We start from the raw sequence: 16,071 nt of genomic DNA on the forward strand, positions 1-16,071 counted from the left end.
ATCAGGAGTCAGTCATGCCGACCATCACCCAAAACCTACCCGATACGTTTAGCATTGAGGCTTATCAAAAGACGTTTGCGTTGAGACCTGTCAGCTACCCAGATGATATGCCATTGCTGTATAAATGGATGCATGCTGAGCATGTGGTCGATCAGTGGCAGCTACATCTCCCGATGCCGCAGCTAAAAACCCATTTTGAAAAAATGCTGGCCGATGACCATCAGCGTCTCTACCTCATACTTTGTGATGGTAAGCCGATTGGCTATACAGAGATTTATGAGACGGCTCGTGACCGGTTATCTCATTATTACAAAGCTAAAGAGACGGACATGGGCTGGCATATTTTGCTTGGCGATCCAGCGGTGGTTGGCAAAGGCTACCTAAAACCAACAGGCCTGATGATCAGCAAGTTTATATTTGAGCATACTGAGGCCAAAAAAATCGTGGGTGAGCCTGATAGCAAGGTTGAGGTGTATCAGTGGGTGGCCGATAGCTTTGCCTATAGAGTACAACGCCTGATTGAGATGCCAGAAAAGACCGCCGCCTTGTATTTTTGCAATCGCGATGAGTTTTTAGAATCTAGAGGTTATCTCAGCTTTTATGGTGCCACTGCTTAATGAGCAAAGCACTTATAAATAAGACATCTACCAATGAGTCGCCTATAAACGAAGCCTCGAATAGTAGTGGTAATGGCTTGAGCAACAAACAGATACAGCAGGTGTTACTGACACTACTGCTCGGCGGTACGGTGGTCAGCTTTAGTAATAGCGCGCTCAATCCAGCGATTCCTGTCTTTATGTCGGTGTTTGATGTCGATATCGTGATGGGCGGCTGGGTGCTAAATGCTTATGTATTGGCCATGAGTGTGGGGCTGATGCTAAGCGGCTATTTAAACAAAAAATTTCCTTTTAAGCATGTTTATTTGTCGGCAATTTTTGGATTTATGTTGGGCTCAGTCATTGGCATGCTAGCCTATAGTATGAGCTTTGTCATCATTGCCAGAGCCATACAAGGACTGAGTGGCGGTCTGATCATTCCATTGTCTATTGGTATGCTGTATCAGATTTATCCGCAGCAGCAGCACGGCAGAGTAATGGCGCTATGGGGCATTGTTATTATGATGTCATTAGCGTTTGGCCCTTTGGTCGGTGCTTATTTGGTTGAGCAGTTTGCGTGGTGGACACTGTTTGCCATTACGTTACCACTCAGTGTGGCGGTCATGGCGATGGTATGGCGACTAATACCTGATATGCGCTCATATGACAAAAAGAGCCCTTTCGATATCATCGGGTTTGTCAGCTTACTAACTTGGCTGCTCGCGATGATGGTTTGGCTGAGCACGCTGAAGATAGACTTCACTGGTGGATTGTTCAGCAGTGAGGGCTTATTAAAGATAGCCACGTTGGGTTTACTGTCTGTCGGATTTTTACTGTCCGCAATGGTTTGGTGGGCATATGAGCGGCGGCAGCGTCATCCGTTATTGAACGTGCGCTTGTTCCGTAATAAAACCTATTTGCACAGTAATATCATTAGTATTAGCCAAACAGTTGGTTTGATGCTGTGTCTCTTACTATTGCCCGTATTGATACAAGACGTGATGGGCGAGAGTGCTTTATGGACAGGCGTTGTCCTAATGGTCGCGACCCTCGTGGCCAGTATCACCACGCATTACGCTGGCAAGATGGTAGATAAGCAAGGTGCCAGAGGGATTGGCATCGTAGGAATTGCGATTAGTGCGCTGTCTACCTTGATGCTGGCATGGTGCTTGTATCAGCCCACGCTTTGGCTATTAATGTTGATTATGAGTATGCGAGGTGTCGGAGTGGGTCTAGCATACCTACCAACCACGACCGTTGGGTTTAGCAGCTTACCCAAAGACTCGGTCACTGAGGGAGCTGCCCTTAATAACATCAGTCGCCGCATCATCTCTACCATATTTATCACGCTGTCCACCCTTTATATAGGCAGTCGAAGTGCGCAGTTATTAGCAGCAGGTAGTAGTGACGGCATGGCAAGCGCCATCCAAGAAATACTGGTAGTCATCGCGGTGATTTTATTATTCACGATTCCTTCAGCGTGCAAATTACCACGATCCCCATAAACAAATACCCCGTATCGGGGTTTACTTTAACTTATTAAAGTAAATAATTATCATTCGCTTTAAATGCATCTAAATTCATACTTTTATTTGATTCAATTTCCAGACAGGAAGCTTATATCTATGTCCAATAATCTAGCAAACTCTACCAAAAACAATAATAGCAATCACAGTACTGACGTCACTTATGCGACTAAACCGTGGCAAGCACCTGTCGATTCTAAAATCATGGCACGCGCTGAGCAACGAGTGATTAAGCAATTGCTACAAGCATTGTTATATGAAAATATCATTGATTTTGAATCTGAAAGTGCGAACACCGCTAATGACAGTGCTGATAGTGAGACTCTGCTGAATTTTATTATCAAAGTAGATGGTGATGTCTGTTATACCGCGCAAGGCTATATTCATTACAGTTTTGACATCATTCGTTTGAATGAGTTAAATGTGCAGCGAGTGGTTAATGGTGTTGCCCAAGACGCCATTCTTGAGCATGTGATCAGTGACATCTTGCTCAACATTGAAGGTGCAGAACTCAAAGACAGCTTTATCAAAGAGCTGCGTCATACCTTAGTGAACGAAACACAGTCTCAGATACTGGCTTCTAATGTGCCTGTAGCTATTAATAAACTCACTTATGAGCAACTCGAAGGTTATTTGACGGCAGGGCATCCTTATCATCCGTGCTTTAAATCTCGTATCGGTTTTGATTTACAAGATAACTATGACTATGGCCCAGAGTTTGATCAAAACATCGATGTGGTGTGGTTAGCGGTCAAAAAACAGCTACTGGTGAGTAATACCACTACTGGTATCGATATAAATGAATGGGTGAAAGATTATGTAGGTGCTGATGAATTTGATGCACTCAATACTAAACTCACAGAAGTACTTACAATCACAAATAAGCAAGACGAAGGTACAGCTAGTCATGAAGTAGACGAGACGGCTAATAATTATTGCCTGATACCTGCGCATCCTTGGCAATGGCAAAACACCTTGATTCAAGCGTTACAGCCATTGCTTGCCACGCAAGAAGTTATCTACTTAGGTAGTGCAGGTCATCAGTACCGCGCTCAGCAGTCTATTCGCTCATTGACGATGCTTGGTAATGCTGATGGCAATGTTAACGGTGATAATGACGTCAGTAATAATAAAGCTTACTTAAAGCTGAGTATGCACCTGATTAATACCTCAAGCACGCGAATATTGGCAAAGCATACCGTGATGAATGCGGCTGTTGTCACCACTTGGTTAAATCAACTGATTGCAGAAGATAAGACAGCCCAAGCATTACCCATTGCGTTTTTAGGTGAGACCGTTGGCGTCAGTTTAGACCATGAGGCGTTACGCACACGTGGCTATCAGCATCCAAATATGTATGGCGGGCTAGCTGCTATTTGGCGGGAAAACGTGAACCAGTATCTATCAAAAGGTCAAACCGCATTTCCGCTCAATGGTGTCAGTTATATCAATGCTGATGGCTCGCATCTGATAGCACCTTGGCTTGATAAATATGGCGTAGAGACATGGATTGCGCAGTTGATTAAGGTCGCTGTCACCCCTTTATTGCATATCTTATTTGGTTATGGTGTGGCACTAGAATGCCATGCACAAAACATCGTCTTGGTACATGAAAATGGCTATCCCGTAAAAATATTATTAAAAGATTTGCATGATGGGGTTCGTTATTCACCTGAGCACTTAACCCAACAACACTTGCGTCCAGACTTTTATAGCTTGCCACCTGCCCATGCTGCCTTAAATAGAGGCTCATTTATCGAGACCGAAGATACAGATGGCATTCGGGATATGACGGTTGCTTGCTTGTTTTTTGTGGCGTTGTCAGACATTGCGATTTTTATGCAGACGCATTATCACTATTCTGAAGTGGCGTTTTGGCAACAGGTTGCTGACTGCGTGACCGACTATCAAACCTCCCATCCAGAGCATCAAGTACGGTTCGACTTGTTTGATGTATTCGCTGAACAAACGCGCATTGAGTCATTGGCTAAGCGTCGATTATTCGGAGACAAAGCATTCCCGATTAAATATATCAATAACCCACTATTTAAGAGTCGGGGGTAAGACGATGCATACCTTATTTCCTGTGCAAACTTCTGCGCAAAACAGCCATCTTGATGTAAATCCTGAACCAGATATCGAGGCCATCCAATGGTCGCTGATTAGCCATTTGGTAGAGTGTTTCTTATTAGAGCAGTGGGTGGATGAGCATCTTATTCAAGTGACAACCACCACTGAGTACTTGGCAAATCATCAAACGTCACAAGCTCAAGATGCGCATCAATTTTTAGAGTTACTACCACAGCAGTATCAAGATTTTTTTGACCAAAATAACCCGTTAATGGTTATGAAAGTTGACCAAAATAGACAGTTATTACTATTGGTAGAGCCTGCTTACGCTTCACAGTGGCGATTATCTAAATCTTGTCTGCCTGTCGTATATAACGTTAATGTCAGTCTTAACAGCAATCTTAATAGCATCCTTAATAATAGCCATCATGTAGATAGCGCTTTGCTCGAGCCAGTAAGCTCAGCACAGCACTTGTTAGACATCTTTTTATTAATGATGGATAGTGCCACGTTGTCTGATGTCGGTGTCTTAAAGCTAAAAGAGAGCTTAGAGGCTTCTTTTATAGCTCAGAAACAATCAGCAACTGCAAATATCGCGACTACAGTATGTCAGCATACGCATTGGCATCAAACCTTGATTGCAGCGGAGCAGTGGGCCTCGCTCATGGATCGTCCTTTTCATCCATTGGCAAAAGGTAAATTGGGCTTTACTGCACAAGAATATAAACGCTATATGGCAGAGTTTAACCAGCCCATTACGCTGGTATGGGTCGCCATTGCCAAAAGCCATGTCATGGTGGCAGAGCATATTCAAGACACAACAACGCAAAATCCAGCGAAATATCTTTTGGACACTACACAGCAGCAGAGTTTGATGCGAGAGCTAGATGACAAAGGCATAGCGGATACGCACATTGCGATGCCCGTACACCCTTGGCAAATGACTCATGTGATTGATGAGATGTATACCAACGATCTGGCCAATGGCACAGTTGTCGCCCTCAAGTTTGACGAGCTAATTACTTATGCCAGCTCATCTATGCGCAGTATGTTAATTGATGCTGATATGCCAAATAGCATTAAGCTGCCCATAGGTGTGTACGCACTGAACTCAAAGCGCTACTTGCCAGCCCTCAAGCTGATCAATGGTGAAAAAAACCAAGCCATATTGATGCAGGCAAGAACGTTAGACCCTGTACTATCAGCACAGCTACGGTTATGGGATGAGCGCCTATGGTGGGGTTATATGTCTCCGTCTCATTTGCATGATAAAAGCGCTATTAATCCGCAATTTTATCAAGAAAAACCCACGCATTTAGGCGCGATGCTGCGTCAACTACCAGAAGACCTCTGTGACGATAAGATTCAACTGTTACCGATGGCAAGCTTGGGTATGTTGGTTTACAAGCAGGGTGTTAGCCATCACATTTTTGACGGGATTGTTCATAGTACTAACCAGAATAGTAGTCAAGACAGCTTTCAAGAAAGATCGTTACAGAACAAAAAACTCGCTGTGATAGCGTGCTTTAAGAATCTTTGTGATGTGTTTTTGGGGACTATACTGCGCTGTTTACGCCTAGGGTTCGCCCCTGAGATGCACGGGCAAAATATTGTTATCGTATTAAAAGACAATCGTTTTACCAGTCTGTTATTGCGTGACCATGACTCCGTACGCATTCATCTACCATGGCTGGCACGCCATAAAATATCAGATCCTGAATATCTAAGCCCACCAGATTTTAAAAACCGTCTATATCGCGAGACGCCGCAAGCGCTAATATTTTATCTACAGTCGCTAGGGTTACTGGTTAATCTTCGGGCGATTATCGAGTCATTGGTTGAGCACTATCATATTAATGAAGATACGCTGTGGCACGAGGCAATGACCAGCATCGAGGAATCCTTGGTGACTATCGATTTTGATGACGATCAACGTCAGATACTTCATGACGAGTTATTAAGCAGTTCACACTATCCGCATAAAACATTGCTGTTGCCTGTGATTGCACGTGGCGCTGATCCTCATGGCAGTATGCCAGCTGGAGAAGGTAAAACAACAAATCCGTTCAAGCGTGTTAAGAAAAGCCGCTAGCCCATTTAACTAACTAATAGCTGCTTAGTAATGCGATAAAAGTTATCGAGACAATAGTGATTGAGACAATAACCACAAGCTAAAAAGTACAATAGTGAGAATATAATGAATGACATCGATATTAACGATCTTATGGATGCTTATAAAGAGATAGGCACCTCAACCATTGGTCATCTGACGGGAGAGGGGTATTTACCAGATATTAAAGCGCTGAATCCCTGCACGGCTACCATAGTAGGCCGAGTGTTAACAGTCCAGCTAGCCTCTGACAACACGAATGTGATCAATCAGGCACTCATTCAAGCAGCGCCTAATGATGTGTTATGTATTGATGCTCAGGTATTGGGCGTCACCGCGTGTTGGGGAGCACTGCGAACTTGCGCGGCTATCTATGAGAAGCTGTCCGCCGTCATTGTCATTGGACAGGCAACGGACTCAGTACAGATTCAACAATTGGGATTTCCTGTCTTTGCACAAGGTATCAGTGCTGTGACCACATTTAAAAGCGATCACATACAAGGCACGCTAGCATCCGATATTGCCTATCGCTTTGGTGAGCAGACAACGATTATCCGTTCAGGCGATATCGCTATGATGGATAATGATGGTGTGTTTATATTACCTGTTGATGTCGCGCAGCAGCTATTATCAGATTGTCAAAAAAAGCACAAAAAAGATGAGATGAAGTTTCAGATGTTTTTTGAGGCTTACCGTAATAATCAGTTGGATAAGTTGTTTGAAAGCCAGTGAAGTTATTAATAATAGAATGACTCAAGCGCACCTAAAATTGGCATATATTACTACTTACAACAAGGTAAAAATTCATCTGGAAATAAAAACAATTATCATTTACAATGCTATTCACAAAGTTAGTACACACAGTATTATTAGCTAAATATAACTGATACCACTATTTGACGACCCAACTAAGTGAAGTAAATATGAAAAGCCATCATCAAGTTGCTCTATCCGTTCTTACCCTCTGTATTAGCCAGCAGTTATATGCACAAACCAATGATAATACGGCATCTGTGGCCGAAGATACTTCAGCAGAGCTGGCGTCGAGTGCGGCATCAACTGAGACGCCTAATGTGACTTTAGATACCATTAAAGTCACTGCTAATGCCAGAACAGGTACTGCACTGGCTCAGAAGATTAGTGAGATGCCAGCCGTCACGCAAGTGATTACTGAAAGCGAGATTCAGATGCAGGCGACGGGCAACCGTACCACTGGTGACGTATTGGCACAGCTGATTCCGAGCTTGGGTACCAGTAGTGGTTCGACCAGTAACTATGGCACCACCATGCATGGCCGCCCAGTACAGTTTTTGCTAAATGGTGTACCGTTAAGCGGTTCACGCAGTCTTTCACGTGAGCTCAACAGTATTGATACGTCACAGCTTGAGCGGGTAGAGGTGCTTTCGGGTGCCACCAGTATCTATGGTGCTGGCGCGTCAGGTGGTTTGATTAACCTTGTGACTAAATCTCTGGTGGGTTATGGCCCTATTAGACAAACCAGAGTGGGCGTTAGTAGCAGTCGTGACTTTGATTCAGATTCATTTGGCTATAACGTAGGGCAATCTTTAGGATATGGCGGTGAGCGGGTTTATGGGCGCTTAGATGTTGATTATGAGACCAAAGGTGGTAAGTTTGATAGCAAAGGCGACCGAGTTAGCCCTGATGTCAACCAAACGGATCAACAAGATACCGAATCACTAAGTGTGAACGGTAGCCTAGGTGTAGAGCTAACGGACACCCAACGTCTTGATCTCGCAGTGACTTATTATAAAGATAAGCAAGATACTGACTACGGCCCAGACTACGGTGATGGTTTAGCCGTGTTATATGGTGCCAGCCCATCTTTAGTAGCCATTGATGGCGCCAACGTAGAAAACCAGCCTTATACCGAAAAAAGCTCGGTAAATTTAAATTATAGTGATGATGATTTTGTAGGCTCAGGTTCTAGCTTAAGCCTGACTGGTTACTACAGAAACGAAAAAGGTCGTTTTTACCCTTCCGTTAAAGCTGTAACAGAGCAAGATGATTATGTTTATTATGCAAATGGTAATCCATATTTTATCACTCAGTCAGAAGCGGAAATTGATGTCATGGGTCTGCGTGCCGCCATGCAAACAGAAACTGAACTTGCTGGTAAAAAGACATTATTTAGCTACGGCGCTGATTTTGAACGTGAAAACAGCGAGCAAACCTACGATGGACAAGACTTTACGGCATTTTATGTTAGCAATGGCTTAACGGCTAAAACAAACGGACTCACCTATAATGCTGGACCAGAGACCACCATTGATAAACTGGGTGCTTTTGTCAATGCAGATGTGGATTTGACCGATAAGTGGCATACCAGTGCTGGCGTGCGTTATCAAAAGCTGTCATCGGATACTGATGCCTTTGTACCGGTCTACGAACAAATGATGGAAGAGTATTACGCTAACGATCCTACAAATAATTATGAAGCAGGAACGGTAGAAGCAGGCAGTACCGACCATGACAAAGTACTCTTTAATCTTGGTACCAGCTATCAGATAACACCGAAAGATCAATTGTTTGCCAATTTTTCACAAGGTCTTGATACCGCAGATATACAGCGAGCACTGCGAGATGTGCGTGCCGGCTTCGTGGTTAATTCAGACAATGTTCAACCGATTGCAACCAATAACTACGAGTTTGGTTGGCAGGGAAAACATGGTGATACAGCGGCACGCTTGAGCGGTTTTTATAACGAATCAGATAAAGTAGTACGCTTTACAGACAGCTATACTGTCGAGGTTGTGGATACTGACGAGCGTGTTTATGGCGTAGAAGGTTCACTTACTCATGACCTTAGCGATCAGTGGCAAGTAGGTGGTAGTGTGGCATATACTCGTGGTCAATATGACTATAATGGCGATTGGTTGGAGTTAGATGCTGTGCGCCTAACACCACTAAAAGGCACCGCATTTGCTCAGTATAACTTTGATGAAGGCAGTAATATACGTCTGCAAGCATTGGCCGTTGGCGGTGATGACAGAGCTTCTAAAGATCAACAAAAAGACCCTGATTCTAGTGCATTGCCAGTTACGGGTTACATGACATTGGATGTGTTGGGACAAGTAGAAATGCCAGTCGGCCGAGTAGGTTATGGTATTTATAACCTACTTAATAAAGACTATTTAACGGTTTATCATCAAACCACTTACGGAGACCTGAATCGCTTACCAGCAGCAGGCACCACTTATGGTTTAAGCTATACCGTCGATTACTAAAAGCAGAACGTATAAAAACCCTTCACGCTATGAAAATTTAGCGTGAAGGGTTTTTTATGTTTTGATTGTCAGTAATACGGCTACCTACACGTCGTAGAAACGACATCATTACTTTTTAGAGTTATTTCGGAGCTCATCTATATAATTTGCCCAATCCTGCATCATATCTACTCTGATATCTATCTCATCGAGTCTATTGTAAGCACCACCATGCGTATCTTTGATTCTATGACCCAGCTGCAATTCTGTGACGATATCCGAATAACGTAACTCAGGCTGTTCCATCAGCAATGTTTTAGCCGATGCCCGAAATCCATGCGCACATTGCACATCTTTGTATCCCAACCGATGAAATACCTGCACCAACGTGGCTTTACTAATATAAGCATTGCTTGAACCGCGCATCGAAGCAAATACATATTCCTTATGGCCTGTGATGGACTGCATGTTTCTTAGACGTGCAATCACTTGTGTCGCCAATGGTACGACTAAATGCGAGACCATATCATCACGACCTTCGCCTTTAATAGGGGAGAATGACCACAAATTATTGTCCCAATCGATATCATCCCAACGCATAGAGCGTAAATCGATACTACGCACAAACACATAAGGTAATAAGTTCATCGCCTCTAATGTAATCTTACTTGCACCTCTAAAATCAGACATATCCTTTAAGAGAGTCGCAAATTGATCTGGCTTGGTAATGGCTGGCAAATGATTGCCTGAGTTGGCAGGTGCAAGCTCACCACGTGTATCAATCGCCACATTTCTCTCACACAGTCCTCGTGCGACAGCGAATGAAAACACTTTTTCAGTGTATAGCCGAGTGCTTGCACCAACGAAGGTCGCTTGGTTCTCATTGTTTTGGATAGACTCACACACGCTTAGTATCATCTCGCTGGTGATATCGTTCATTCTCAAGTCGCCAATTTCTTGGCACATATATCCTAAGCATAAATCCCAGAACTTGAGGGTCGACTCACTAAATGACAGCTTTTTAGATTTGCCTTGCTGGCGACCTGATGTTTTGTGATCTCGCCACGCTTTTGCAATCTCAGAAAACGGTGCGTTTTTTAGATGAGCATATTTATTGGTTTGCTCTTTTTGCTGAATGGCTTTGGGGTCAGAGCCTTTTGCGACCGTATTAAGGATGGTCTCTGCTTTATACTTAACCTCATGCAGACTGATGTCTTCAATCTTACCCAACATCATCCTAGGTCGTTTGCCATCGATGTGCGGATGAGAATATCGCAGGTAGTATTCCTTTTTACCATTTGGATAAATACGAAGACTTAAACCAGCCACACCTGAGACGCTGACGGAATAGTCTTTATCTCGGCATTCAAGTTTATTAATGTCATTTGCATTGTCGACAGCCATGATGTGTATCCGTAAATATAGTAAGTAAGGTGAATGGTAGGTTCAGGGTTTATAACTCATGAGAAGTCTCTTATCTACAAACATAGAGAGCTATTGGACACTGGTATGGACACCAGTATTTTCATATATAATCTATAAACCCTTTTAAATAATAGATTTTCATATCTAATCATCCCCAAGGTTCACTTGGGGATGATTATAGCATAATGGTCAAAATAGGGGGTGAGCCATGTCACTGTTAGCCTACACACCATTTTTGCCAGTTATTTTGATAGATAATTAAACGTCATTTTGGTATAGGCAGTCGATTGGGTAAGCAGTTGAGAGGGTTTTCAATAAAATCCATGCTCCTGTACTCGCACAGAATATAAAAATCAGGGTCATAGTACTGTTCTGTGCAAATCTGAAGCATGGCTACAGATAGCTAAATAGCGAGTGATATTGCAGAATGAATTAATTCTCGATGGTTAAATTCTCAATGCACTTAAGTAACGTTTGAGTCGCTTACCTTCATCAAAGATAAAAAGTATTGGGGTTATCCATTTCGACGCGGATTATTTGAAGTACAAGAGGCTGACTTTATAGTTATTGCCAATGCTATGAATATACATATTGACAGGGCATAAACCCGATTTGTTAATTTCGCTATTGAGTAGGCGTTTAATTTTATTTTTTGGGATACAAGTGGAGAATAAAAAGTGATCATTAACCCCAAGTATGCCGGCCTCTTAATGGGCCTTATTATTTCTTTAGGGATGAGTTTTGTGATGTCCTTTGTTATGGTTTCTATGAATGTAGGATTCACTGCAAATTTTTTAAATAAGTGGATGCATGCTTCTGCTGTATTTGTTCCTATTGCTAGAAAGTATGTGTTTAAGTTACTGGCATTGTGACGTAAACCAAATTTTATATTTAAAAAGAAGTAATAAAGTAATAGCCCGTTGTACTGCTTTACATAATACGTTTAGGTTTGTTGTTAAGTAAATATTGTACCATTTCACGCAGTACGGGGTTTTGCATGCGATTGGCTGGATAGACCAATGAAACTGGTGTTGCAGGCATATGAAATGGTTCAAGAATAGACACGAGTTGGCCACTATTAATATAGTCCTGCACTAAAAAATCAGGCAAAAACGCGATACCATGACCTGCGGCTGAGTATTCAGCCGTAATATTTCCGTAATTAACTTCAATCGTTCCTGTAACATTAACATGTCGCTCATTGTTACCTTCAAAGTAGCGCCAGCGACAGGGGGTACGAATTGAGGAATCAAGTATACAGTTGTATTTTGTAAGTTCTTTAGGATGTTGGGGTGTACCGTATTTTGCTAAGTAATCAGGACTTGCGACATACAACACATTTAATTCAGTAAAATTTCGCGCGATAAGCCGAGAATCCGACAATTCATGTACTCGAATAGCAAGATCAATACCTTCCTCAACCAGGTTAATATAACGATTTAGTAATATAAGCGTGATTTTTACAGCAGGGTGTTGATGCAAAAACTCCCCAATTAAACGAGTGATACCAAGTTGTTCAGCATTAGGGGGAGCACTAATTCGAAGGTGCCCAGCAATAATGCGCTGATTGATATCAGCTCGACCCTCAAGGTTTTCCAAAGCATCAACAATCAGATTGAACTGCTCTAAATAATGCTCACCTTCTGCAGTGAGGTTCATCGCACGCGTTGTGCGATGAAGCAATTGACAACCAAAGTGCTTTTCTAGCTCAGATACCTGCTTGCTAACCGCAGAAACAACAATACCCAGTTGGTCCGCTGCCTTGCTAAAACTGCCCAAATCGAGAACAACTTGAAAAGTTGTTATGGCACGAACAATATCTATTTTTCTCTTCATATGAATAGTGTTTTTGTTTTTAGATTGTTTTTCAATTATAAGTCTATTGTTATACTTTACTCAACCTTAAAGAGACTGGAATAAACAATATGAAAATTTTATTAATAGGTGTCTCTGGCACTATCGGAAAAGCAGTAACTAAACGCCTAGCAAATAACGATGAGATTATAGCTGCAGGATACTCAAACGCAGATGTGATTGTAGATTTAGGTAGCGCAGAGTCAATTAAAAAAATGTTTGAACAAGTCGGGCAAGTTGATGCGGTTATCTCAACCGCTGGGGTTGCAAACTTTGGATCTTTTGATCAACTTTCTGATGATGAGTATCAACTAGCACTTAACAACAAGCTAATGGGGCAAGTTAACTTAGTACGCTTGGGACGTGCTTATATTAGCAACGGTGGTTCAATAACGTTAACCTCGGGTGTATTGTCACGAGAGCCTATGATTGGTAGCACAGCCGTTAGTATGGTTAATGGCGCATTGGAAAGCTTTGTTAAAGCAGCGGCACTTGAAATTGACAGCTTTCGACTTAATGTTGTGTCTCCAATTTTTGTAAAGGAAACAATGGCTATGATGGGCATGGACACCGAAGGTGGCCTGTCGGCAGATGACACAGCTAAGGCATATGTTGCTGCTGTAACGGGTTCAATGCATGGCGCAACACTTGATGCCCCTGATCACGTTAATTAACCTGAACGCTAGTTAAGATATTTACTAAGCAACTGAACTATCTGATATTTAAAACTTTATGTAGCCAGAGATTTTAGGGTCTATTGAACAGAGCTAATTTACGTGTCAATAGCTGCTTGAGATGGATTTATTATCCAGAATTCAGGTTACTTAATTTTATTTAGAGGGAATAACGAATTGCTCCTATGCCATTGGACATGAGTAATTCGTTATGCGCTCCACAACAAAGTATTAATCAAGGGTACCAACGAATATTTGCAGTCTATTTTTAATTGCCTTTATGTAAACTTGGTCAGTTATCTATTGTTAGATGGTATGATGCCACTGGTTTTTTGCGGCTCAGTGCTGTTAACTGATGGCGTATGGACGTAATCAGCCAAGCAGCTGTCATAACATTATCTAAGGTGATTAATTTTGATTTCTTATAATAAAAACATACTATTACTAACATTATGTGCAGGATTTATCGTATCGGGATGTACTGAGCAGAAGGCCAATAGTGCAGCTGTGTCAGCCAAGGTCGATAGCGCGCCTACACAACTCATCAGTAATCATGAACAACCAAAGCAAGAGTTGCTTCAAGCTCTGCGATTCTTTGAAGACAGCTGTGGTTTTGTAGATGGCGCAAAAAATAATGGCTTTGATGCTAGCCCGAGTGAAAAAGACTTTGATGCGTTCAAATCTTCTTTTATTGGTCATGATTCTAATGCCGCATTTGAAGACCAATACTATCTAAAACCATTGTCCAGCATACCCAAGCAGTACCGTAAGGCCATTGATGATATTCAGATAGAGCAAGATGAAGAAGGCAGTATGCGTTATAGTGTTTACTTCAAAAATTCGACCTACCGCGACCATGACCTCGACAAGCTTGTGATTTTCTTTAAGCCTGAAACTGATTACGCTTACGATACGTTGTATTTTAAAAATAAGAACTTTGTCGATTTAAAGCCTTCATTCAAACAAGTCTATGTAGATTGGTTGGGTGGTTATAGCGGTGCTGTTTTTAACTTAGAAAATAACTCAGTGACCTGTGATTACAGCCGTTAGATTAGGGCTTGTCTCACAAGATTTACGGTTCAACATCGCTTAGTGTTTGAAAAATCTTGTCAATAGATTGAGTGATTTCATATTCATTGAGACTCCCAAACCCAAAGCGTATATGTGATGGCTCTTTTTGTGTTTTGTTAAAAAAAACATTTAACGTCGAGTCATCATTGTCAAAATTTGCCAGATTTCCCCCTTTAGAAAGTTTCGATATATCTACCCATATGGCCAATCCTCCCGTAGGTAAGATAAAGGATATTTGATCACCAAATATCCTTTGAAACTCTTTAGCAGCATGATTTCTCCTTTCCTTGTATTGTTGCCTTACTTTTCTAATATGCCTTTTTACTTCTCCAGATTCCATCAAGTCAGATAAAACATGCTCTGTAATCGTATTGCCTTGTCTGTCGATAAGCACGATCTCTTGAGCGGCTCTTTTTATAAAATGCTGATCGGCCACGACATACCCCAATCTTAGCCCTGGTGCAAACACCTTTGACATCGAACCAATGTGAACCACATTTTCGGAGTTGTGCAGGCTTGCTAATGGCGGAATAGGGTTGGTGTCATAGTGAAACTCATGATCATAATCATCTTCAATGACCGCAAAATTATAGAGTTTCGATAACTCTAACAAAGCGAGTCTTCGATGCATCGGTAGGCAAACGGTGGTGGGATATTGATGATGAGGCGTCACAAAAACCCCTGCCACGTCATTATTTGACAGGATGTGGCGCAAGTGGGTGATATTCAAACCTTGCTCGTCCAGCTGGCATTTTAAGACTTTAAACCCGCTTGCTTCGAATGCCGCCTGTGCTGGCAAGTAACATGATTCTTCCATGACGATAGCACCCTCTTGCGGGTTAAGTATCCTTGATGCTAAATAAATCCCCATTTGACTGCCTCTGACAATGCAGATTTCTTGTTCAGAGCAATTCATAAATCTTTCGCTCGTCAACATCTTTTGGACAGAACAGCGCAGTTCAATAGCTCCTCTAGGGTCGCCATAGCCAAGCTTGGAGTGCCGACTGAGGCTAATACATACTCGGCGATAGGTTCTTGCTAACAGCTCGTAAGGAATCAATCGAGCATCGGGTATGCCGTCATTTTTTATGGATAAATAATCAGACAACACTATCGCATTTTCATATAGCGTTTCCGTCAGTTTAGACGATGATTTGGTTGTCTTTAAAGGGCTGATTAATTTTTTATCTGACTCTAGTAAGTGATGCTCTGGTAGCACATGAGAGACAAAAGTCCCTTGTCTCAACTTACTTTCAAGCCAGCCTTGCACCTCAAGTTCTTCGTATACTTGCTGGACCGTTTTACGGTTTATGCCTAATTGCTTTGCTAAAGAACGGGAGCCTGGCAGCTTTCTCCCTGCATTCAGACGGCCACTTTGAATGCCTTGCGTTATATAGTTTAGTAGCTTCAAGTGCAGGGTCTTACCCGACGCATCTTCTAAAGTAAATTGAGTATCCCAAAGCATAAACGTTGTCGCTCCTTTTTCTGGACTATTCTGGAATATGTTGTCAGAACCATACG

Annotated in this window: 12 protein-coding genes; 9 read left to right on the forward strand and 3 right to left on the reverse strand. The window is 42.3% G+C overall.

The window, feature by feature from the left end; all coding sequences use genetic code 11:
* Positions 1-14: 14 nt before the first annotated feature.
* The 6 genes from DFP82_RS09295 (at position 15) to DFP82_RS09320 (ending at position 9,547) form a co-directional block, all read left to right on the forward strand.
* On the forward strand, positions 15-617 hold the full coding sequence (locus tag DFP82_RS09295) for a GNAT family N-acetyltransferase (protein ID WP_110923456.1): 603 nt from the start codon (positions 15-17) through the stop codon (positions 615-617).
* A complete protein-coding gene (locus DFP82_RS09300; protein WP_110923457.1) occupies positions 617-2,101 on the forward strand; it encodes an MFS transporter in 1,485 nt (494 codons plus the stop codon). The genes DFP82_RS09295 and DFP82_RS09300 overlap by 1 nt, the downstream gene beginning before the upstream one ends.
* A 120-nt stretch (positions 2,102-2,221) precedes the next feature.
* A complete protein-coding gene (locus DFP82_RS09305) occupies positions 2,222-4,186 on the forward strand; it encodes an IucA/IucC family protein (RefSeq protein ID WP_110923458.1) in 1,965 nt (654 codons plus the stop codon).
* 4 nt (positions 4,187-4,190) lie between these two features.
* Complete coding sequence (locus DFP82_RS09310; protein ID WP_181416286.1) at positions 4,191-6,284, forward strand: IucA/IucC family protein; 2,094 nt, start codon at positions 4,191-4,193, stop codon at positions 6,282-6,284.
* Between the two features lie 105 nt (positions 6,285-6,389).
* On the forward strand, positions 6,390-7,034 hold the full coding sequence (locus tag DFP82_RS09315) for an RraA family protein (RefSeq protein WP_110923460.1): 645 nt from the start codon (positions 6,390-6,392) through the stop codon (positions 7,032-7,034).
* A gap of 191 nt (positions 7,035-7,225) precedes the next feature.
* Positions 7,226-9,547: a TonB-dependent receptor gene (locus DFP82_RS09320; protein ID WP_110923461.1), complete on the forward strand. Its 2,322-nt coding sequence runs from the start codon at positions 7,226-7,228 to the stop codon at positions 9,545-9,547.
* Between the two features lie 108 nt (positions 9,548-9,655).
* Here the strand turns inward: DFP82_RS09320 and DFP82_RS09325 are convergent, their stop codons facing one another.
* Positions 9,656-10,930 carry a tyrosine-type recombinase/integrase gene (locus tag DFP82_RS09325; RefSeq protein ID WP_110923462.1) on the reverse strand — a complete coding sequence of 425 codons (1,275 nt, stop codon included), beginning with the start codon at positions 10,928-10,930 and terminating at the stop codon, positions 9,656-9,658.
* A gap of 698 nt (positions 10,931-11,628) precedes the next feature.
* Here DFP82_RS09325 and DFP82_RS14950 point away from each other — a divergent pair.
* The gene (locus DFP82_RS14950; RefSeq protein ID WP_110923463.1) at positions 11,629-11,823 is read left to right on the forward strand and encodes a DUF2798 domain-containing protein; all 195 of its coding nucleotides are present in this window, start codon (positions 11,629-11,631) and stop codon (positions 11,821-11,823) included.
* Between the two features lie 58 nt (positions 11,824-11,881).
* On the opposite strand, the gene DFP82_RS09335 is transcribed toward DFP82_RS14950, so the two are convergent.
* Positions 11,882-12,787: a LysR family transcriptional regulator gene (locus DFP82_RS09335; RefSeq protein ID WP_110923464.1), complete on the reverse strand. Its 906-nt coding sequence runs from the start codon at positions 12,785-12,787 to the stop codon at positions 11,882-11,884.
* An 89-nt stretch (positions 12,788-12,876) separates the two neighbouring features.
* On the opposite strand from DFP82_RS09335, the gene DFP82_RS09340 reads away from it, so the two are divergent.
* Positions 12,877-13,479 (forward strand): short chain dehydrogenase, encoded by a 603-nt coding sequence (locus tag DFP82_RS09340; RefSeq protein WP_110923465.1) that lies wholly within the window; start codon positions 12,877-12,879, stop codon positions 13,477-13,479.
* A 414-nt stretch (positions 13,480-13,893) separates the two neighbouring features.
* A complete protein-coding gene (locus tag DFP82_RS09345) occupies positions 13,894-14,529 on the forward strand; it encodes a hypothetical protein (RefSeq protein ID WP_110923466.1) in 636 nt (211 codons plus the stop codon).
* Positions 14,530-14,551: 22 nt separating this feature from the next.
* On the opposite strand, the gene pdxR is transcribed toward DFP82_RS09345, so the two are convergent.
* The gene (gene pdxR / locus DFP82_RS09350; protein ID WP_110923467.1) at positions 14,552-16,015 is read right to left on the reverse strand and encodes a MocR-like pyridoxine biosynthesis transcription factor PdxR; all 1,464 of its coding nucleotides are present in this window, start codon (positions 16,013-16,015) and stop codon (positions 14,552-14,554) included.
* Between the last annotated feature and the right edge of the window lie 56 nt (positions 16,016-16,071).

The organism is Psychrobacter fozii (assembly GCF_003217155.1).
In the GTDB taxonomy this organism is placed as follows: Bacteria; Pseudomonadota; Gammaproteobacteria; order Pseudomonadales; family Moraxellaceae; genus Psychrobacter; species Psychrobacter fozii.